We start from the raw sequence: 16,236 nt of genomic DNA, 5'->3' as shown, positions 1-16,236 counted from the left end.
GTGTACTGGTACCACGTTACGGTGTATAAACCTACCGTGCTGCGTCCGGACGGCGTCGCCGACGGCCACCTCGGCGACGATGCCCGTGGAGGTGCAGTCACGCTCCCGGAACGTCGTCGCGACCGCGGAACTCGTGGGTTCACCCACGCCCATCGTCGGGCCCGGGAGACCAGCCTCACTCACGAGACAGCGAGCCCCCGTCACTCGAACGATCCGGAACCACACATGAACCACGGTCGGTCCGCTCGCGAGGCTCGCTACACTCCCTGATTCAAATTCTTCCCGCGGCTTTCAGCCTCACTTCGATCGGCAGAAGAGCCGGAGGAGGGGATTGTTCACCCTCGACGCGACGAGGCACGCTGTCCCTCGCCGCTACCGCTGGTCCATACGCGGACGATTCTCTGCGGGAACGTGTCCAGAGCAATGGAACTCAAAGCCACACCCTCGCACGACGCCACGCACCGATACCTCAAAAAGAAACAAGCACACGTCACCGACAAAACATACTACAACTACAACACGACCCTCAAACGGCTCTTAGAATTCCTTGACGAACGGAACATAGACGATATGAGGGACGTCGACAGCGACGAAATAGTCCGGTTCGAATCCTGGCGACTCGACAGCGTGAAACCGATCACCTGCCGGAACGATATGCGGACCATCAAAAACTTCATCCACTTCTGCGAAACCATACAGGCCGTTCCCGCCGGACTCCACGAACTCGTCATCCCCACCAAAGTCAGTGAAGACGAAGAAATCTGCGACGACATACTCACACGGCAAGAAGCCGTCGTGTTTAGTTAAGGGTGAAAAGTGAGGCGTGATGATTTCTGAGTGCTCTATGCCCGAAATCACACGCCTCAGCGGTGGTTGCGACTGGATCGATTTGGATTTTGTGGAGCGCGAGCGGACACCCCGATCGGCGATGAAGCTCGGTATTCAACTCCACGTTGCTGGTCTCTCACTTTCGAATACCATCTCTATTCTTGATACGTTGGGTGTTGAACGGAGTCGAAAAGCCGTTCACGATTGGGTACAGAAAGCCGATCTCCAACTTGACGGAGGTGCCACTCCGGAGCACGTTGCGGTTGATGAGAGCGTGATCCGGATCAATGACCAGCAGTATTGGCTGTACGCGGCCGTCGATCCAGCTACAAATCACTTCCTTCATATTCGGCTCTTTTCCTCGTATACGACTGCACTCACTGAGATCTTTCTCCGAGAGCTTCGTGAGAAACACGATGTCGACGACGCGCTGTTTCTCGTTGATGATGCGGATTGGCTCCAAACTGCGCTGCAACGACACGGCCTCGATTTTAGATACGAACGCCACGGAAATCGGAACAGCGTCGAACGTATCTTTCGTGAGATAAAACGACGTACCTCTTCATTCTCAAACTGTTTTAGCCACGTTGATCCAAGCACAGCTGAAACGTGGTTACACACCTTCGCCGTCTGGCACAATGCTACAAACTAAACACGACCCACCATCTCCACCGGAAGGCTAATACATTTTGAATACATTTCTCGTAATATGCCGGTAGACTTTGAGACGCATACGCCTGGCGGGTCACGGTTAGACCTCTCGGAAGGGTCGAACGCCGGAGAGATACTCAAATACTTACTTGAAAACCGTGGTGTTGGGTTCACACCCGCGGAGTTAGCCGAAGCGACGGAGATCCCGAGGGGAAGCGTCGGTCCAACGCTCCAGCGTCTCGAAGACGCCGGCCTCGTCCGACACAAAGAGCCATACTGGGCGGCGGCTGAAGATGATCGCCTCGCTGCCGCGGCGGCAGCAATCATCGGTATAGAGACCACTGCGTCCCGGTTCAGCGATGATTGGTACGCGACCAACGAAGGCTGGGAAGACGATCTCCCGGACCTGAGTAACGAGGCGTGATCGGATGGCGTACTCACAGGGAGCGATCGTCTTAGCGACCGACCCGTTCGGGAGCGCCCCGAAACGCCCGTATCTGATTGTGTCGAACAGTTCCCATCCATTCCACGGACAGGAGTACGTCGCCGCGGTGATCACGACGACCCCGAGGAATAAAGCGATCGAGCTGACGCCAGCACGAATTGATCGTGGGAGCCTTCCGCGGCAATCCTTCGTCTCGCCGTGGTCCGTCACGACACTCAAAGATCAGATGATTAGCAAGCAACCAGCACAGGCGACCGACAAGACCGTCGATGACACACGGCGTGAATTAAATACGTACTTGACGACGTAACGCTGAATCGAAATGCTTCAACAGAGATTTGAACGATGGCACGGAAACAGGAACCGATGAACAACAACGACTTGGAACGTGCAAAGGAAGAGATCGCCGCCGTGGTCATAGTTCACGTCCTTTGGACTCACAATCTCCGCGGAAGTAGATTCACGACCTTGAACTGATGCTCTCCATGTTGAATCTTCATCGTTGTGGTAGTGCATCGAACCCGCAGTGTAGATCCGATTCACACCATTCAGAATGTCGTTGTCTCCTTCATCTTCTTCTTCGTCCAATGAATCCCGAATATTCTGAATCTCCTCGATGCTCGGTTTCTTCCCCTCTCTGAGGTTATGACACGGACGGCAGAGAGCAATATGGTTCTCTGGCCGGTTGTCCATTGGCTGCCCGTCCTTGTGATGAACCTCGAACGTATTCAGAAGCTGCTCCTCTTGTCGCCCACAGTCTGGGCATTCGTACGCCCCTCGTTCGTGCTTCTCCCAATACATTTCACGGGCAATCTTCCGGGAACGCCGCTTCCACTTGGAATCCATATCTGCCCCAAGTGGTGCAGTAAACTTAATACTTTGCACCGGGTGGTGCAGTACATTCTGCACCGTGTGGGGGAAAATAAAGTATGTTGCCCCATATGGGGCATCTATAAGGATGGCCGGATCTGAACCAGAAAGTGTGCCGCGACAGCCGGAAGAACCGACGCCGGAGCAGGTGCTCGCAGAGATGTCTGTCTGCGAGCCCTACACAGTCGGTGAGCTAGTCGATATTTTTGACGATGCATCGAGGTGGACTATTCAACGCCGCCTCGAAACCCTCGAAGACAACGGCGAGATCTCGAAGAAGAAGCACGCTGAGAATCGTGTCACCTTTTGGATCCCCGCGTAGCCCATTCTGCACCGCACGGGTCTGAATAGCCAGTTTCTGGGGAGAATATGAACAAGCTTCCGGATGAGATCACGGGCGGATAAACAGTGTCAGAGTTGAGTTAAGTCCAACAGAAAGCAACGGAAATCCTGTAAAGTCAGTAAAATATGACAGGACTATGTTTCAGAGAAAATGCGTGTGCAACGATTCAGGGATTAGCGCGTACTGGTATTAACTGTATCTGCGCGCCGTCTGTGGATTGGCTACTCAGAAGGCCCCTTACAGACAGGTCTGCTTAGACCGGGATAGAAATCATAGAACCATCCTTTGAGTCTCCTCGGAGTGGAAGGTGGTCGCTGCGTTTAGAGGACTGCGAGCAGAGCGAGTCCGATCCCAACGGTGTTAACGAGCCCGTGGATGATACTCACCGTCAGCAGGCTGTTCGTTCGTTCGTAGAGGTAGCCGAGGATGAAGCCGGTCGCTGCGATGCTCACCACGGCCCCCCAGACGCCAACGGAGAGGAGGTCAGACCCACCGAACCAGTAACTCGGGATGTGTGTGAGGCCGAACCCAACTGAAGTAATAGTGATCGCGGTGATTGTCCCAAACGATTCACGGAGGCGGCCCTGGATGACACCGCGGAAGAGGAACTCTTCGATCGGGGCGATGAACAGGAGATTCCCGACAAGGAACACGGAATAGATGAACACGGGATTCTCAATCGCCGCCGCGGTCGAAATATTCGTCGCCGATCCGGATCCGAACAGGTTCACTACGACTTCTGCCAGGAGTGAAACAACGATAATTCCGGCCAGTCCGCCAAGGATCCAGCCGCCATCCCGAAGCGTCGGCCACCGGAGGTCGTAGTGAATCGTCACCGGTCGGAACCGCAGGTAGGCGACGCCGACGGCGGCGAACCAGAGCGTCGCAAGTCCCCCTCCGACGAGGAAGGTCAACGCGAAACTGTCGCCGAGTCCCACCAGTGGCTGAAGTCTACTGAACCCGTCAATAATTAGCAATCCACCGAAGGACGAAATCGCGAGCAGCGCGACAGCCGTGAGAAAGGTTCGTACAGACTCATATCCGGTCGGCGTCTCGGTCGTCGGTTGGGGATGTTTCATAATTGGAGCCATTCCGGATCCGGCATAAAGTGCCGAATGTGTAGACGACGTGTAAGGAGATAAATACATAGTGACACGTTCTATCCAACGCCTCTGTGGATCGAAGACGGAGAGAATATCAGTAAGACGCCTTTTGAGGTCTATCATTCTAATAGATCTTCTACATCAGCCTATTTGAACGGGCGAAATGACAATAAAAGTATAATTGAGGTTCAGTCAGCAGTACCCACCAGTTGATTGCTACCGTTACGATCGGTTGGGAACGGGTGATCTGAACGGTACTATCATCACCTTCGCGGGCGCGAGAATCACCCAAAAATTTGCGAGCCGGGTAACGCTGTATGGCGAGCCGCCGATCGAGTGGTGTCAAAACCCGCCCCGAACCGGGAGCCACGAGGGACAAGCCGACGCGCGCCTTCTCGCCGCAACCGGACTCCTTTTTCGTAATCGCAAGACGGGTCGGCCCGACATAGGTCACCTATGCAAATGAAGCCGGCAAGAGCGGGTAGGTGAACCTAAACAAATGTGTCTCGGAGAAGGTGTCACAAAGCGAATATTGAAGTGTTAGCCTCTCTAAGGACTGTTATCGTTCCCAAGGGAGGCGTAGCCGACCTTAAGCCGGAGGAGGGATTTGAACCCTCGACCTATTCCTTACGAAGGAATCGCTCTGCCAGCTGAGCTACTCCGGCGCGTGTACTCCCCTCTACCCGGATGAAGAAAATAAGACTTCCGAAACCGCACCACGACGGCGCGAGAGAGCACGTCCCACACGCCGTGGCTGCAACGATGCTCCGGCTCACCGGCTCGTGAGCCGGACGTCGAGACAGACGTTCAGTTCGTGGGGCGCGTACGATCGAACGACTCGCTCCGTCTCGACGGTCGCGTCGTAGGCGTCGCCGGCCGCACGCTCGATCGCGGTCCGACCGGGGCCGAAGGGGTCGTCCTCGTGTTGAATGTCGTAGTAGTGGATCACGCAGTCGTCGCCGGCGATCGCCACCGCCGTCTCGAGGAACTCGTCGGCCGAGTGCGGGAGGTTCATCACGATCCGATCGGCCCAACCGGCCCAGTCGTCCCCGACCTCGCGGACGTCGCCGTGGATGGCGGTGATCCGGTCGTCGACGCCGTTTCGTCGCGCATTTTCCCGGAGATACTCGATCGCGCGTTCGTTCAGGTCGCAGGCGACGACCCCGGCGCCGGCATCGGCCATCGGGACCGCGTAGGGCCCGACGCCGGCGAACATATCGAACGCGTGTTCATCCGGCTCCACCTGCTCGACGACGCGGTGCCGTTCGGTCGCCAGCCGCGGGGAGAAGTAGACCTCGGCGATATCCAACAGGAACTCGTGGCCGTACTCCCGGTGGACCGTCTCGGTCCCGTCCCCGGTGAGGACGTCCCACCGGCGGATCCGGAGTTCGCCCTCGATCGGCGAGGCACGGTTCACGACGGTTGCACAGGGAACGTCCGAGTTCATCACCGCCTCGGCGATCTCGGCGGCGCGGTCGGCGTCCGCCTCGTCGACGATGACCACGTCGCCGAGCCGCTCGATCGAGGGGTCATACCCGAGCAGGTCCGCCGGCGTCGTCGGCGTCTCCCGCGGCTCCGGGTCCCGATCCACGACCGACTCACGCAGCGACTCCGGAACGGCGTCTCGGTCGGTCACCGGCAGGTAGATCGTGCCGTCCTCGACGTCGATGTCGTACTCGCCCGCGAGCGCGTCCGCCTCCGCCAATCGGCGGCGAACGGCCTCGCCGCGCTCGCGATCCACGCCGACGCAGGGAACGGTCATTGCCGGATCGACGAGACGGGCCCAATAAGACGTGACGGTTCATCGCTCGACAGCGGTCACCGTCGGCGGCTGGCGCGCGGCTGACCGGCCGCCATCGTCGAACTTTTCACGGCAGCCGGCGTCCCATTCGCCGTGAACGGTCTCGTGAGTCTCCTGGCGGGCGTGGTGTTCGGGCTGGCGCTTGCGGCGCCGCCCGGCCCGATGAACGCGATCATCGCCGAGGAGGCCGCCTGGCGCGGCTGGCTCGCGGGGCTCGTCGCGGGACTGGGTGCGGCGAGCGCCGACGCCGTCTTCTTCGTCCTCGCGTACCTCGGCGCCGTCTCGATGGTCGAGTCGCGACCCGCGCTGCGGGCCACGATGGTGGGACTCGGCGGCGTCCTGATGCTCTACTTCGCCTACGGCGCGGCGAACGGCGTTCGAGCGTCCTTCCGGCCGGGCGGCGGATCGCGTGCCGTCGCCGAGAAAAGCAAGGGATTCCGCAAGGCGTTCGTGCTCGCGTTGACGAACCCCTATCAGGTCCTCTTCTGGCTCACCGTCGGCGTCGGGCTGCTGCGTCCGGGCACCCTCGATGTCCTCTCGTGGCTCCCGCTCGTCGGCGCCGACCTGGCGGGCACGTTCGTCGTGGCCACCGGCTCGCCGGCGCTCATCGTCGGCTTCTTTGCCGGGATCGGCGTCTGGATCGCCGGTTTTCCCGCGTCGATCGTCCTCGCGGAGCGCCGGATCGAGAGGTTCGCTCCGGTCATCGCCGCCCTTTCGGCGGTCGTGCTGGCCGGCTTCGGGGTCTATTTCCTGTACGACGCCGGATCGTTCGTGTACGCGGCGATCGCGTGAGCCTCGCGTAGGGCCGTTCCGTCGACCGCCTTCCGTCGTCGCCGACCCACACCGAAGCGGCAACGCCTTTGGACTCGGCCGTGAGACGTCCGATATGTTCGAGAAGTCGACGTGGATCACGCTTCCGCGGAACGTGTTGCTCGGTCACGGCGTCCTCGCGGACCTCGGCGCGGCCCTCGACGACCTGTATCTCACCGGTCGGCCGCTCGTCGTCACGAGTCCGACGCCGAACGAGTTGGCCGGCGACCGCGTCCGAGCGCAGCTGACCGATCCCGAGACCGCAGTCGTTGACGACGCCTCCTTCTCGGCCGTCGAGGAGGTCGTCGACGTCGCCGAGGCGGTTGATCCGGGCTATCTCGTCGCGCTCGGCGGCGGCAAGCCGATCGACACCGCGAAGATGGCTGCCCATCGGCTCGGCGTCGGATTCGTCTCGGTGCCGACCGCCGCCTCCCACGACGGGATCGTTTCCGGTCGGTCGTCGATCCCGGAGGGCGACACGCGCCACTCGGTGGCGGCCGACCCGCCGCTCGCGGTCGTGGCCGACACCGAGCTCCTCGCCGACGCGCCGTGGGAGTTGACCACCGCCGGCTGTGCGGACATCATCTCCAACTACACCGCGGTCAAGGACTGGCGGCTCGCGCGCCGGCTGCGGAACGTCGAATACTCCGAATACGCGGGCGCGCTCTCGGAGATGACCGCCGAGCTGCTCGTCGCGAGCGCCGACTCTATCAAACCCGGTCTCGAGGAGTCCTCCTGGCTCGTCGCGAAGGCGCTCGTCTCCTCGGGCGTCGCGATGTCGATCGCCGGGTCCTCCCGGCCGGCCTCGGGCGCCGAACACCTCATCTCCCACCAGCTCGACCGGATCGCCCCCGACAAGGCGCTCCACGGCCACCAGGTCGGCGTCGGCTCGATCCTGACTGAGTATCTCCACAGCGGCGAGGACGGGGAATGGCGGTCCATCCGCGACGCGCTCGCGAGCATCGACGCGCCGACGACGGCGGCCGGGCTCGGCATCGACGACGGGGAGCTGATCCGGGCGCTCACCACCGCCCACGAGATCCGCGACCGCTACACGATCCTCGCCGGGGGAATTACCGAGGCGGCGGCGATCGAGGTCGCGACCGCGACCGACGTGATCTAGTCCGGACGCGAACGGCGGACACAACTCACGCGCGCGAATCCTCGACGTCGACGACCCCTCCCACCGGCCGGGAACCAAATCCCCCGCGAGCTGGGAACCAAAGGACGCATTACGCGCGTGTCCCAACCACCACGTATGGTAGCCGACGGTCTCCGTCAGTGGGCGAAGCGCCACCCGGCAGCCCTCACCGGGATCCTCTCCGTCGTCGGGTACGGCGTCGTCCTCGGAGTCTTTCTCGTCCCGTCGTTTCAGGCACTGTTCCCGGACCTCTCACGGTCGACGATCGACCTCCTCACCCACGCGATCGCCGTGGTGAACTCGGTCACGATCGTGACGCTGGCGCTCGGGTGGTACTTCATCCGAACCGGCGACGTCGAGAAACACCGAGCGGCGATGGGGACCTCCTTCGTCCTGATCGTGACGTTCCTCGGGATCTACGTCCCCCGGGTCGCCGGCGGCGGCACGAAGCATTTCGAGGGCCCCGAGCTCGTTACCTATGCCTACTTCGTGATGCTTGCGGTCCATATCCTGCTATCGATACTCGCGGTTCCGATCGTCCTCTACGCCATCGTGTTGGGGCTCACACACTCCGAGCGTGAGCTCCGCAGCGAGACCCCACACGCCCGCGTCGGTCGGATCGCCGCCGGATCGTGGCTCCTCTCGCTGGTGCTTGGAGTCATCACGTACCTCCTGTTGAACCACGTCTATTCGTATACGTACTGACGGACACGGGTCGACCGCCGTCGGTCGGATCGCCGCTAGTCGTCCGACGGTTTCCGCGCGAAGATGTTCGTTGCCTGCCAGAAGACGATCTCCTCGCCGTCGTCGTTTTCCGCCCGGACCTCGTTCTCGATGTAGCCGCGATCGTCCCGCGAGCTCGAGGGGGTCTTCTCGACGATCCGGTGGTACGCGTGGATCGTGTCGCCGGCGCGGACGGGCGTTCGCCAGCGGAGCTCCTCGAGTCCGAACGACCCGATGCTCGCGGTCTCGTTCAGGAACCCGTCGACGAGCAGTCGCATACAGACGCCGGCAGTGTACCAGCCGCTGGCGATCAGCCCGTCGTAGATCGTCTCCTCGGCGACGGCCTCGTCGACGTGAATCGGCTGTGGGTCGTACTGCCGTGCGAACTCGACCATCTCCGATCGGGGGACCGTGTACGTTCCCAGATCGCGTTCGGCCCCGTTCTCGAGGTCCTCGAAATACAGCGTCGACATTCGAACACACGGTTTGCCGCGACCGGGAAAAGCGATCGTATCCCGGACGGGGCTGCCGGCGCTCCCTCCCCGCAAGCACGTCGAGCCGCCCGACCGTGTCGGGGGGTTTTTGCCGCCGCCTCTCCCAACCGGTGGTATGAGCCGAACGGGTCGAGAGGTGGCGATCGTCGGGGCGGATCGGGGGTTGCCTGAAACCGTCCGCCGGCTCGGCGGATCGGTCGTCGAACCCGCCGCGGCCGACCTCGTCGTCGCCGTCGGCGAGGACGCCTTTCGGGACGCCGCCCGGGGGGACTCGACGGTCCCCATACTCGTCGTCGGTGTCCCCGACGCGTACTATGCCGTCGCGTTCGAGGACGCCGAGGTGGCGATTCAGGCCCTTCTCTCCGCACCCGAAACCGATCGACCGTCGCCCGTCGATACCTCGTCCGACGCCGACCACCCTGCCCACATCGACCGCTCGCGCGTCATCGATCATCCGATCGTCGCGGTGACGGTGGACGGCGACCGGCGCGACCTGGCCCTGCTGGACGTCACCCTCCTCACGAGTGAACCGGCACGGATCTCCGAGTACGGGGTCACACACGGCGGCGAAACGCTGCAAACGTTTCGTGCGGACGCCGTCACGGTCGCGACGCCGGCTGGGAGTACCGGATACGCTCGCGCTGCCGGCGGCCCGGTCGTGCGCCCGGGCACCGGTCTGGTCGTCGTTCCGATCGCGCCGTTTACCACCCACACAGACACCGTGGTCCTTCCCGGCTCGGTGACGCTCTCCGTTGAACGCGACGATGAACCTGTCTCGATCGTCGTCGACGGGATCGACCGGGGGCCCGTTCCGGCACACGCGCCGATCGAGATCTCGGTCGTCGACCACGCGTCGGTCGTGTCACCACTTCACCGTCGATCGTCGGCCCCGAAGTGACGCCGACCCCGACGTGACGTCGAACCCACCGGCTCCTCGGCCTCGAAACGACGTCGAAACCGCGCCCGATTGGAAAAACTCTAATGAGTCGTGTTCCCAGGTACGTGTATGGACCCACTGCAGTTCCTCGTTCCCCTGGACTGGCTCGCCGTCGTGGGACCGGCGCTTCCGTTCGCCATCCTCGTGTTGTCACTGGCCAACGTCGCGACGCGCCGTCGAGCGCACACCAAACACGTCGAACAGGCGGCCGACGGCGACAGCGTCGACCGGTATTTCCCACACGTCTTCACGACGATCGGCCTCGTGTTGGTGAGCTTCCTGTTTACCCTCGTCCAGCCGACCGGCGGCGCGATCATCTCGATGGTTGCTGCGACGGTGCTTCTCACCGACGCCTTCGAGTTCGAGGCACGTAACGTCGAGGCGCGTAACGAACTCGAGATCGAACGGCCGAAGAGTTCGATCGCGATCGTTCCGATCGTCATCGTCTTTGCGCTGTATTACTCGCTGGTCGCGCTCAATGCGACGTTCTGGTCCGGGCTCCTCGCCTGAGCCGTATCGGTCGCTCGTTTAACCCATCTCGGTCGCTCGTTTAACCGAGTTACCCGGCCGCCGTGCCGTCCCGATCGATCGCTCACGGCCGTCCCTCCCTCCCACCGCCGGGAGAACGTGTCGTCTCCAGTCGCTTTCTGCGTCCCCGTCCCGGTTCGGGAACGATCGAACCACAACGCCGACATTCCCGGTCCCTCGATCGGACCCGCTCTCGGTTCGTGAGTCCCGGAACCAGAAGGGTGCACACGATCGTCACGCGTCCAGCCCTGGCTGGCGGTCCGACGTCTCCGGTCTGCACCCGACGGCATCATCGCTCTCGGTACGGACGAGCGGATCGACGTATCGATCCAGCGAAAACGAGGGCGCAGATGCGTCAGTTGGCTGATGCGGTGGCGCTTCGACCGAGCTCCCGCAATGCGGGGATCACGACCCAGTACACGAAGGGGCCAAGCAGCATCAACCAGTAGGAGACGTCGCCGGCAAAGATGCCGACCGCGTGATAGACGTTGCTCGGTTCGGGTGCTGCCGCGGTCAACTGTTCGATGACGTAGTAGCCGGGGGTTCGATACCAGCCGCCGAAAATGAACCACCCGAGGGCGCCGACCATCGACAGAGCCAGTCCTTTGATGAACTCGTCGGCCATTGGTTCATCCTTCGTCGGAGTCCTCTTGAGACTTTCCCATTCCCTGCGCCCGGAACCGGGTTCCATAGACGTAGACGGTCGAGCCGAACACGATCGACGCCAACCCGGCAAGCGCCAAGACCACGGTGAGTACGTCTGCATTCGGCGTGATCCCGAGACCTTCGAGGACGCCCGCGACCGTCGATCGGAGCAGACTCACCTGTAAGGTCGCGGCGTCGATGAGGACGAACCCGCCGACGAACGTAACGATCGCGATCAGCGTCGAGAACACGATGACCGTTTTGTATAGTCGTAACGGGACGACGACCTCGCGGCCGCCGGGACCCTCCGTCGGTCCGGTCGGTTCGGCGCCCGCGTTCGCCTCTCGATCGGCTTTCGGGACGGCGTCGCCCGTGGAATCCACGTTCCGGCCGCTATCGGGCCGTTCGTCGTCGATACCACCGCCATCCGTCCGGTATCGATCGCCGTGTGGACCGGCGTCGGACGCGTCGGCGGGTTCGTGAGTCATAGCAATCATCGATGATGGGTGCGGATACGGCGGGTCTCCGCCACCGTTGGTGGTTCGGATCCGGTGGGACCGGTTCGGAAACTGTCACCACGCGCCGGCGCGTTCGCCGAGTTACTTCGGCGGCCGAAGTCGGTAGTACCGCTTGTTCAGGTCGTACATATAGCCCTCGCGCATCGTCTTTAGGACGGCGTAGGTGATCGCGCCCCCGAGCACCGGCAGGATGAACGACATACTGAACAGCAGCTCGAGCTCGAACGGGAAGAAGTTCTGAATGGCCAGCGCGGCCAGCGTGATGGACAACAGGACACCCATCACGCCGACGGCGGACCAGAACGGCTGCTCGACCGGGCGACGTGCGTTCCCCTTGTTGAGGAACGGCACGAGCGCGACGACCCCGATGATGAGGCCGTGTGCGAGCACGCCGTAGAACTCGTGGGAGACCACGAGGTTGCCGCCCAGAACCGACAGTTCCGGATTGATCGGGTTGAGCTTCAGCAGGCCGAACGACCAGTAGAGGTACCAGTCCGGGAGGATGATCGACGGCGTCGAACTGGGGTTGGCCGGGTTCTCGAAGTACATCGGGATCGTCGCCGAGATGAGGATGATGATCCCGACGAAGAAGCTGGTGATGGCCAGGTTGCGGATCGTTTCGTGGGGCCAGGCCGGGAACCCGAGCACGTCGCGTTCGACGTACGTCGACTCCTGTCGGAGATCCTGATCCTCACGGCGGGCCCGCTCGAAGTACTCGTAGGTCAGCCGTGAGAGGCCCTGACTCCGTTCCTTCCGCTCGCTCCACGTCGGCGTCTCGTCGTCCGGCGGAATCGTCGCCGGCGGGCCGCCGTCGGTTCGTGCCGCATCGTCGGTGCCGCCGTCGGTCATCGGTTCGCGATCGGTGTTGTCGGTTCGGTCTGTGGATGTGTGCTGGGTGGTCATTGGTCTGGACTAGTGTGGTTCCGCGATGCCTTGTACCCACACGATGCCGATGTGCAAGGCGATGAGCGCCGTTACCACGAAGGGCAACAGGAACACGTGCAGTATGTACATCCGAACGAGCGTCGCCTGTCCGAGGGTGAACCCGCCGAACATAAGCTGTGCCGCCCACTCTCCGACGATCGGGGTCGCAAGCGCCATCTCGACGCCGATCTGTGCCGCCCAGAAGGACAGCTGCTTCCAGGGGAGGACGTATCCGGAGTATCCGAACAGCAGCGTCAACAGGATGAGGATGACGCCGAGGATCCAGTTGCCCTCGCGCGGTTCCTTATACGCCCCGGTGAAGTAGACCCGGAGCATGTGGAGGAAGACGGCCGCCATCATGAACTGCGCCGCCCAGCGGTGGATCGACCGCAGCATAAACCCGAACTGGAGGTCCTTGATGATCATCTCGATGGATAGCCACGCGGCCGTCGGATCGCCGGTCGCTGCGGCGCCGGCGGTCGATGGGGAGTAATAAAAGCCCAACAGCGCGCCCGAGACTGCGGCCACGAGGTACGCGATGACGGACAATGACCCCAGCGAGTAGAGGGGGTACCAGTACCAGAACTTGTTGTCGAGGTCGTACTGCTCGGTGTGGCTCTTCGGCATCTGGAGGTTGATCCGGTAATACAGCGTCTCCAGCAGCTCCAGATAATCCACGATCCGGAGCCGTTTGTCGATCCAGATCAACGTGGTCAGAAAGACCGTCTCAACCGCAGTCAGGTCCTTCCGTTTGAGCCAGGCGTCGTGGTCGAATTCGTCTTTCTTTTCGAGGCTCATTGTTCGTATTTACCGCTTGTAGTAGGGGTAGACGGCGCGTTTTACCGTTTCCCAGGCGTCCTCCGGGTCCGCGAAGGATTCGCCCTCCATATCCTCCTCACGCACGTACAGGTCCTCCCACTTCCGCCGGCGCTTCTTGACGACCATCACGTCCGGGAGGAACTCCTTTCGATACAGCGCGAGGATGAACGCGAGGTCGATGAACACCAGCGCAAGCAGGGCACCGAGGAACATGTTCCCAGTTTCGGTCGTCGCCCAGCCGAACATCAACCCGTAGACGAACAGGAACACGAACACGACCTCGATGATCGTCAAGAGGACGATCGCGATCGCGGCCGCGGTGCTCTCGCGTGCCGGTTCGTATCGGTGAATGTCGCCGTAGGAGGATTCACTCGAGCTCATTATCGGTCACCGTGTCCCGTGTGTGCAGACTCACCGTACTTGAGCACGTAGAACGTGAAGATACACGTCAACGTGATGCCGACAGCGGTGATCAGCCCGACCCAGTGTGCGTGCAGCGGCACGCCGATATCGTGGACGTTCTCCGGCCAGCCCGTGTTCGCTCCACCGACTTCCTCGGTTTCGATGTCCTCGCCGACCGCGAGGCCACCGTGCATACCGACCTGGGCGTGTGGGTCACACTGGTAGTGGGTGATGCCGGCGTCCTCCTCGGAGGTTTCGTACTCGAAGGTGAACCCTTCCTCGCCGGTAATCTCGGTTTCGAAGGAGGCGGGACCGTTGACCGCGTGGACGTTGTGGTCGCCACCGTTACCCGTCCACTCCCAGACGATCGTGGTTCCGGGGTCGACCCAGACCTTCGTGGGGTCGAACGCGAGGCCGTCGCCCGCGCCGACCGAGATCGTTACCTCGTCCTGTCCGCGGGCGTCCGTGTAGCTGTTCACGTTCCCCTCGACCTCGGAGGGCCACACGGGTCGCACCTCCTGGGCCGCGGCCGTGCCGGCCGCCGCGCTCGTGGCGGCGACCGCGGCCGCTGACCCGCCGGCCGTACGCATAAACTCCCGCCGTTTCATACGGATCCGAGTCGGATCGGCGCGCGCTTAAACCCACCGACTATCGTCGATCGGCTGGAGCGCGTGTCCGGCGGTTCATCGGGCGTTCTCGCCCGGATCGGCGGCGTCGCTCCCGTTCGTATCGGCGGCGGTTCCACTCGTGGTCATCGAGTCGCCGGCCGACGCGTCGCCGGCCGACGCGTCGTCGACCACGGCCTCGTCGGTCCCGGGGTCGCCGGCCGCCACCTCGTCGGCGTCCGGCGGCACGTCGGGTCGGGTTCGCGCCGCTTGAAGCGCGCGGAGTCGATCACGGTACTCCGCCGACCGGAACCGGTCCGAGAGTCGGGCGTTCGCGACCGTCGAGAAGAAGAACAGCGATCCGAGCAGAAAGAGAACTCCCAGTGCGGGCGCCACGAGCGTTTCGACGCCGGCGAATATCCACGCGCCGAACAGGGCGAATCCGGCGACTAACTGGACACCCGCAACGACCTGCATCATCAGGTTCCCGAGCTCGTTCGAACCCTCCGAGACGTCCTCGGGGTCCGGAAGCGCCCAGTTCGCCGGCGGCTCAGGAACGTCATAGTCGTCCATCGAGCAGAGCGCGACGATCGGCTCGAGGTCGCGAAGGACCGTCCCCCGCCCCCGCACGTCGCCGGATTCGGAGACGACCGCGTAGCCCTCATCGGAGTAGACGACGAGGCGTTCGGATCCGTCCGCGACGTCCCGTTCGAAGGTCGCGAAGACGTCGCGGCTCGCGATCCGGTTCTTGAGTTCGGCCTCGACGCGGTCGAGCAGTTCGCTACCGGTGATCCACGTCTCGGGGTCGAAGGCCGCCTCCCACTCCTCGACGGTCATCTTCGCCATATCCGCCGGCCCGAAGTTGTCGAAGTCGTACTTCCGTTCGACCTCCTCACGGAGGGTCGTCCCGTCCGCGTGGGTCTCCGGGTCCGCGGACGAGTTCTCGTCAGCTCCCTCGTCGATCGGACCGGCAGGCTCCGTCATCGTCGATCGGTACGGTCGCCGGGGATGTTACCGCTTTCGTCCCGGCCGTCGATCATCCCCTCGAAACGGACGGGACCCACGTCGTCAATTCCGATCGCGGCAACGATGGGGATCGATCGCGACGCGGTCGCCGTCGGCGGATCGGGAACCTTTACGCGCCGTACGTCGAACGACCGGTATGGTCGAGGAGTCACTCGTGGCGATCGCGGTCGCCGTCACGGTCACGGCGAGTCTCCCGTGTTTCCTGTACGGCGCGTGGGTGATGATCGACGCCGAGATCGTCACGTGGGACCTCCTCGTCTACCACCTGAAGTTCGTCGGCGTGGGGCTCGTGTTGACCACGGTTCCGATGGTCGGGTGGATGATCCCCCGCCTGTTCGACCAATTGTCGGGTACCGCGGTCATGCACGCCTTCTTCGGCGTGCAGGCGTACGCGCTGTTGACCTTCGCGCTCACCGGCATCGTCCACATCCTTCGGGCGAAGCGGAACGCCGACCTCTATCAGGACCCCGAACAGGACATCGATATCGACGATCTCCACGAGGACATGGGCCACTGGCGAACGCGACTTCGCGTCGGCGTGTTCGGCTACACGATCCTGTGGATCCTCGCGTGGCTCACCGGGCTCTACCGGTTGCTGAACCTGCACCTCCTGTGAGCGGCGG

General features: G+C 62.5%; 23 protein-coding genes and 1 tRNA gene. 12 read left to right on the top strand and 12 right to left on the bottom strand.

Features of this window, described 5'->3' with window-relative positions; translation table 11 throughout:
* From BLW38_RS15640 to BLW38_RS16770, 5 genes are all read left to right on the top strand, one after another.
* Window positions 1-270, top strand: coding sequence for a hypothetical protein (locus BLW38_RS15640; RefSeq protein WP_143040788.1), 270 nt, complete (start codon window positions 1-3; stop codon window positions 268-270).
* 153 nt (window positions 271-423) lie between these two features.
* Window positions 424-807 (top strand): phage integrase SAM-like domain-containing protein, encoded by a 384-nt coding sequence (locus tag BLW38_RS02960; protein ID WP_092814029.1) that lies wholly within the window; start codon window positions 424-426, stop codon window positions 805-807.
* Between the two features lie 37 nt (window positions 808-844).
* A complete protein-coding gene (locus BLW38_RS02955; RefSeq protein ID WP_092815563.1) occupies window positions 845-1,480 on the top strand; it encodes an IS6 family transposase in 636 nt (211 codons plus the stop codon).
* 57 nt (window positions 1,481-1,537) lie between these two features.
* Entirely contained in the window at window positions 1,538-1,903 is a 366-nt protein-coding gene (locus BLW38_RS02950; RefSeq protein ID WP_092814027.1) for a winged helix-turn-helix domain-containing protein, read from the top strand.
* Between the two features lie 4 nt (window positions 1,904-1,907).
* Complete coding sequence (locus BLW38_RS16770) at window positions 1,908-2,234, top strand: type II toxin-antitoxin system PemK/MazF family toxin (protein WP_092814025.1); 327 nt, start codon at window positions 1,908-1,910, stop codon at window positions 2,232-2,234.
* A gap of 17 nt (window positions 2,235-2,251) precedes the next feature.
* On the opposite strand, the gene BLW38_RS15635 is transcribed toward BLW38_RS16770, so the two are convergent.
* The gene (locus BLW38_RS15635) at window positions 2,252-2,770 is read right to left on the bottom strand and encodes an HNH endonuclease signature motif containing protein (RefSeq protein ID WP_143040787.1); all 519 of its coding nucleotides are present in this window, start codon (window positions 2,768-2,770) and stop codon (window positions 2,252-2,254) included.
* A gap of 136 nt (window positions 2,771-2,906) precedes the next feature.
* Between BLW38_RS15635 and BLW38_RS02940 the strand changes: the two genes are divergently transcribed.
* Window positions 2,907-3,116, top strand: a complete 210-nt coding sequence (locus tag BLW38_RS02940; protein WP_092814023.1) for a MarR family transcriptional regulator — start codon at window positions 2,907-2,909, stop codon at window positions 3,114-3,116.
* A 341-nt stretch (window positions 3,117-3,457) separates the two neighbouring features.
* Here BLW38_RS02940 and BLW38_RS02935 read toward each other — a convergent pair whose 3' ends face one another.
* The 3 genes from BLW38_RS02935 to BLW38_RS02925 all read right to left on the bottom strand — a co-directional run bounded on the left by BLW38_RS02935 (window position 3,458) and on the right by BLW38_RS02925 (window position 6,002).
* A complete protein-coding gene (locus BLW38_RS02935; protein WP_092814021.1) occupies window positions 3,458-4,363 on the bottom strand; it encodes a CPBP family intramembrane glutamic endopeptidase in 906 nt (301 codons plus the stop codon).
* A gap of 469 nt (window positions 4,364-4,832) precedes the next feature.
* Window positions 4,833-4,905, bottom strand: a tRNA-Thr gene (locus tag BLW38_RS02930).
* A 107-nt stretch (window positions 4,906-5,012) separates the two neighbouring features.
* Window positions 5,013-6,002 carry a class I SAM-dependent methyltransferase gene (locus BLW38_RS02925; protein ID WP_092814019.1) on the bottom strand — a complete coding sequence of 330 codons (990 nt, stop codon included), beginning with the start codon at window positions 6,000-6,002 and terminating at the stop codon, window positions 5,013-5,015.
* A gap of 132 nt (window positions 6,003-6,134) precedes the next feature.
* Between BLW38_RS02925 and BLW38_RS02920 the strand changes: the two genes are divergently transcribed.
* The 3 genes from BLW38_RS02920 (at window position 6,135) to BLW38_RS02910 (ending at window position 8,697) form a co-directional block, all read left to right on the top strand.
* Window positions 6,135-6,833: a LysE family translocator gene (locus BLW38_RS02920; protein WP_092814017.1), complete on the top strand. Its 699-nt coding sequence runs from the start codon at window positions 6,135-6,137 to the stop codon at window positions 6,831-6,833.
* Between the two features lie 94 nt (window positions 6,834-6,927).
* Window positions 6,928-7,974 carry an NAD(P)-dependent glycerol-1-phosphate dehydrogenase gene (locus BLW38_RS02915; RefSeq protein WP_092814015.1) on the top strand — a complete coding sequence of 349 codons (1,047 nt, stop codon included), beginning with the start codon at window positions 6,928-6,930 and terminating at the stop codon, window positions 7,972-7,974.
* A 135-nt stretch (window positions 7,975-8,109) separates the two neighbouring features.
* On the top strand, window positions 8,110-8,697 hold the full coding sequence (locus BLW38_RS02910) for a DUF420 domain-containing protein (RefSeq protein WP_092814013.1): 588 nt from the start codon (window positions 8,110-8,112) through the stop codon (window positions 8,695-8,697).
* Between the two features lie 35 nt (window positions 8,698-8,732).
* Here BLW38_RS02910 and BLW38_RS02905 read toward each other — a convergent pair whose 3' ends face one another.
* Complete coding sequence (locus tag BLW38_RS02905; RefSeq protein WP_092814010.1) at window positions 8,733-9,188, bottom strand: MaoC family dehydratase; 456 nt, start codon at window positions 9,186-9,188, stop codon at window positions 8,733-8,735.
* Between the two features lie 136 nt (window positions 9,189-9,324).
* Between BLW38_RS02905 and BLW38_RS02900 the strand changes: the two genes are divergently transcribed.
* On the top strand, window positions 9,325-10,107 hold the full coding sequence (locus tag BLW38_RS02900; RefSeq protein WP_092814008.1) for an NAD(+)/NADH kinase: 783 nt from the start codon (window positions 9,325-9,327) through the stop codon (window positions 10,105-10,107).
* A 108-nt stretch (window positions 10,108-10,215) separates the two neighbouring features.
* Window positions 10,216-10,656 (top strand): DUF7313 family protein, encoded by a 441-nt coding sequence (locus tag BLW38_RS02895; RefSeq protein ID WP_092814006.1) that lies wholly within the window; start codon window positions 10,216-10,218, stop codon window positions 10,654-10,656.
* Between the two features lie 373 nt (window positions 10,657-11,029).
* Here the strand turns inward: BLW38_RS02895 and BLW38_RS02890 are convergent, their stop codons facing one another.
* The 7 genes from BLW38_RS02890 to BLW38_RS02860 all read right to left on the bottom strand — a co-directional run bounded on the left by BLW38_RS02890 (window position 11,030) and on the right by BLW38_RS02860 (window position 15,571).
* A complete protein-coding gene (locus BLW38_RS02890) occupies window positions 11,030-11,299 on the bottom strand; it encodes a DUF7314 family protein (RefSeq protein WP_092814004.1) in 270 nt (89 codons plus the stop codon).
* 4 nt (window positions 11,300-11,303) lie between these two features.
* On the bottom strand, window positions 11,304-11,735 hold the full coding sequence (locus tag BLW38_RS02885; protein WP_092815559.1) for a DUF7315 family membrane protein: 432 nt from the start codon (window positions 11,733-11,735) through the stop codon (window positions 11,304-11,306).
* Window positions 11,736-11,918: 183 nt separating this feature from the next.
* Window positions 11,919-12,686 carry a cytochrome b family protein gene (locus tag BLW38_RS02880; RefSeq protein WP_092815556.1) on the bottom strand — a complete coding sequence of 256 codons (768 nt, stop codon included), beginning with the start codon at window positions 12,684-12,686 and terminating at the stop codon, window positions 11,919-11,921.
* A gap of 63 nt (window positions 12,687-12,749) precedes the next feature.
* The gene (locus tag BLW38_RS02875; RefSeq protein WP_092814002.1) at window positions 12,750-13,559 is read right to left on the bottom strand and encodes a cytochrome b; all 810 of its coding nucleotides are present in this window, start codon (window positions 13,557-13,559) and stop codon (window positions 12,750-12,752) included.
* Between the two features lie 9 nt (window positions 13,560-13,568).
* Window positions 13,569-13,961, bottom strand: a complete 393-nt coding sequence (locus tag BLW38_RS02870) for a DUF7318 family protein (RefSeq protein WP_092814000.1) — start codon at window positions 13,959-13,961, stop codon at window positions 13,569-13,571.
* On the bottom strand, window positions 13,961-14,590 hold the full coding sequence (locus BLW38_RS02865; RefSeq protein ID WP_092813998.1) for a plastocyanin/azurin family copper-binding protein: 630 nt from the start codon (window positions 14,588-14,590) through the stop codon (window positions 13,961-13,963). The genes BLW38_RS02870 and BLW38_RS02865 overlap by 1 nt, the downstream gene beginning before the upstream one ends.
* Window positions 14,591-14,665: 75 nt before the next feature.
* Window positions 14,666-15,571 (bottom strand): DUF7319 domain-containing protein, encoded by a 906-nt coding sequence (locus tag BLW38_RS02860; protein WP_092813996.1) that lies wholly within the window; start codon window positions 15,569-15,571, stop codon window positions 14,666-14,668.
* A gap of 178 nt (window positions 15,572-15,749) precedes the next feature.
* On the opposite strand from BLW38_RS02860, the gene BLW38_RS02855 reads away from it, so the two are divergent.
* Window positions 15,750-16,229 (top strand): DUF7321 family protein, encoded by a 480-nt coding sequence (locus BLW38_RS02855; protein ID WP_092813994.1) that lies wholly within the window; start codon window positions 15,750-15,752, stop codon window positions 16,227-16,229.
* Window positions 16,230-16,236: the final 7 nt, after the last annotated feature.

This window comes from Halopenitus malekzadehii (assembly GCF_900108505.1).
In the GTDB taxonomy this organism is placed as follows: Archaea; Halobacteriota; Halobacteria; order Halobacteriales; family Haloferacaceae; genus Halopenitus; species Halopenitus malekzadehii.
Note: the sequence above shows the minus strand (reverse complement) of the source record. Positions and strands in the feature narration are given on the sequence as shown.

What these genes read in the sequence shown, in the direction of transcription:
- BLW38_RS15635 (WP_143040787.1), bottom strand. Translation starts at nt 2,770, where the DNA reads ATGGATTCCAAGTGGAAGCGGCGTTCCCGGAAGATTGCCCGTGAAATG.
- BLW38_RS02935 (WP_092814021.1), bottom strand. Translation starts at nt 4,363, where the DNA reads ATGATAGACCTCAAAAGGCGTCTTACTGATATTCTCTCCGTCTTCGAT.
- BLW38_RS02890 (WP_092814004.1), bottom strand. Translation starts at nt 11,299, where the DNA reads ATGGCCGACGAGTTCATCAAAGGACTGGCTCTGTCGATGGTCGGCGCC.
- BLW38_RS02895 (WP_092814006.1), top strand. Translation starts at nt 10,216, where the DNA reads ATGGACCCACTGCAGTTCCTCGTTCCCCTGGACTGGCTCGCCGTCGTG.
- BLW38_RS02880 (WP_092815556.1), bottom strand. Translation starts at nt 12,686, where the DNA reads ATGACCGACGGCGGCACCGACGATGCGGCACGAACCGACGGCGGCCCG.
- BLW38_RS02860 (WP_092813996.1), bottom strand. Translation starts at nt 15,571, where the DNA reads ATGACGGAGCCTGCCGGTCCGATCGACGAGGGAGCTGACGAGAACTCG.
- BLW38_RS02865 (WP_092813998.1), bottom strand. Translation starts at nt 14,590, where the DNA reads ATGAAACGGCGGGAGTTTATGCGTACGGCCGGCGGGTCAGCGGCCGCG.
- BLW38_RS02910 (WP_092814013.1), top strand. Translation starts at nt 8,110, where the DNA reads ATGGTAGCCGACGGTCTCCGTCAGTGGGCGAAGCGCCACCCGGCAGCC.
- BLW38_RS02870 (WP_092814000.1), bottom strand. Translation starts at nt 13,961, where the DNA reads ATGAGCTCGAGTGAATCCTCCTACGGCGACATTCACCGATACGAACCG.
- BLW38_RS02925 (WP_092814019.1), bottom strand. Translation starts at nt 6,002, where the DNA reads ATGACCGTTCCCTGCGTCGGCGTGGATCGCGAGCGCGGCGAGGCCGTT.
- BLW38_RS02905 (WP_092814010.1), bottom strand. Translation starts at nt 9,188, where the DNA reads ATGTCGACGCTGTATTTCGAGGACCTCGAGAACGGGGCCGAACGCGAT.
- BLW38_RS02960 (WP_092814029.1), top strand. Translation starts at nt 424, where the DNA reads ATGGAACTCAAAGCCACACCCTCGCACGACGCCACGCACCGATACCTC.
- BLW38_RS02900 (WP_092814008.1), top strand. Translation starts at nt 9,325, where the DNA reads ATGAGCCGAACGGGTCGAGAGGTGGCGATCGTCGGGGCGGATCGGGGG.
- BLW38_RS16770 (WP_092814025.1), top strand. Translation starts at nt 1,908, where the DNA reads ATGGCGTACTCACAGGGAGCGATCGTCTTAGCGACCGACCCGTTCGGG.
- BLW38_RS02915 (WP_092814015.1), top strand. Translation starts at nt 6,928, where the DNA reads ATGTTCGAGAAGTCGACGTGGATCACGCTTCCGCGGAACGTGTTGCTC.
- BLW38_RS02955 (WP_092815563.1), top strand. Translation starts at nt 845, where the DNA reads ATGCCCGAAATCACACGCCTCAGCGGTGGTTGCGACTGGATCGATTTG.
- BLW38_RS02875 (WP_092814002.1), bottom strand. Translation starts at nt 13,559, where the DNA reads ATGAGCCTCGAAAAGAAAGACGAATTCGACCACGACGCCTGGCTCAAA.
- BLW38_RS02855 (WP_092813994.1), top strand. Translation starts at nt 15,750, where the DNA reads ATGGTCGAGGAGTCACTCGTGGCGATCGCGGTCGCCGTCACGGTCACG.
- BLW38_RS02950 (WP_092814027.1), top strand. Translation starts at nt 1,538, where the DNA reads ATGCCGGTAGACTTTGAGACGCATACGCCTGGCGGGTCACGGTTAGAC.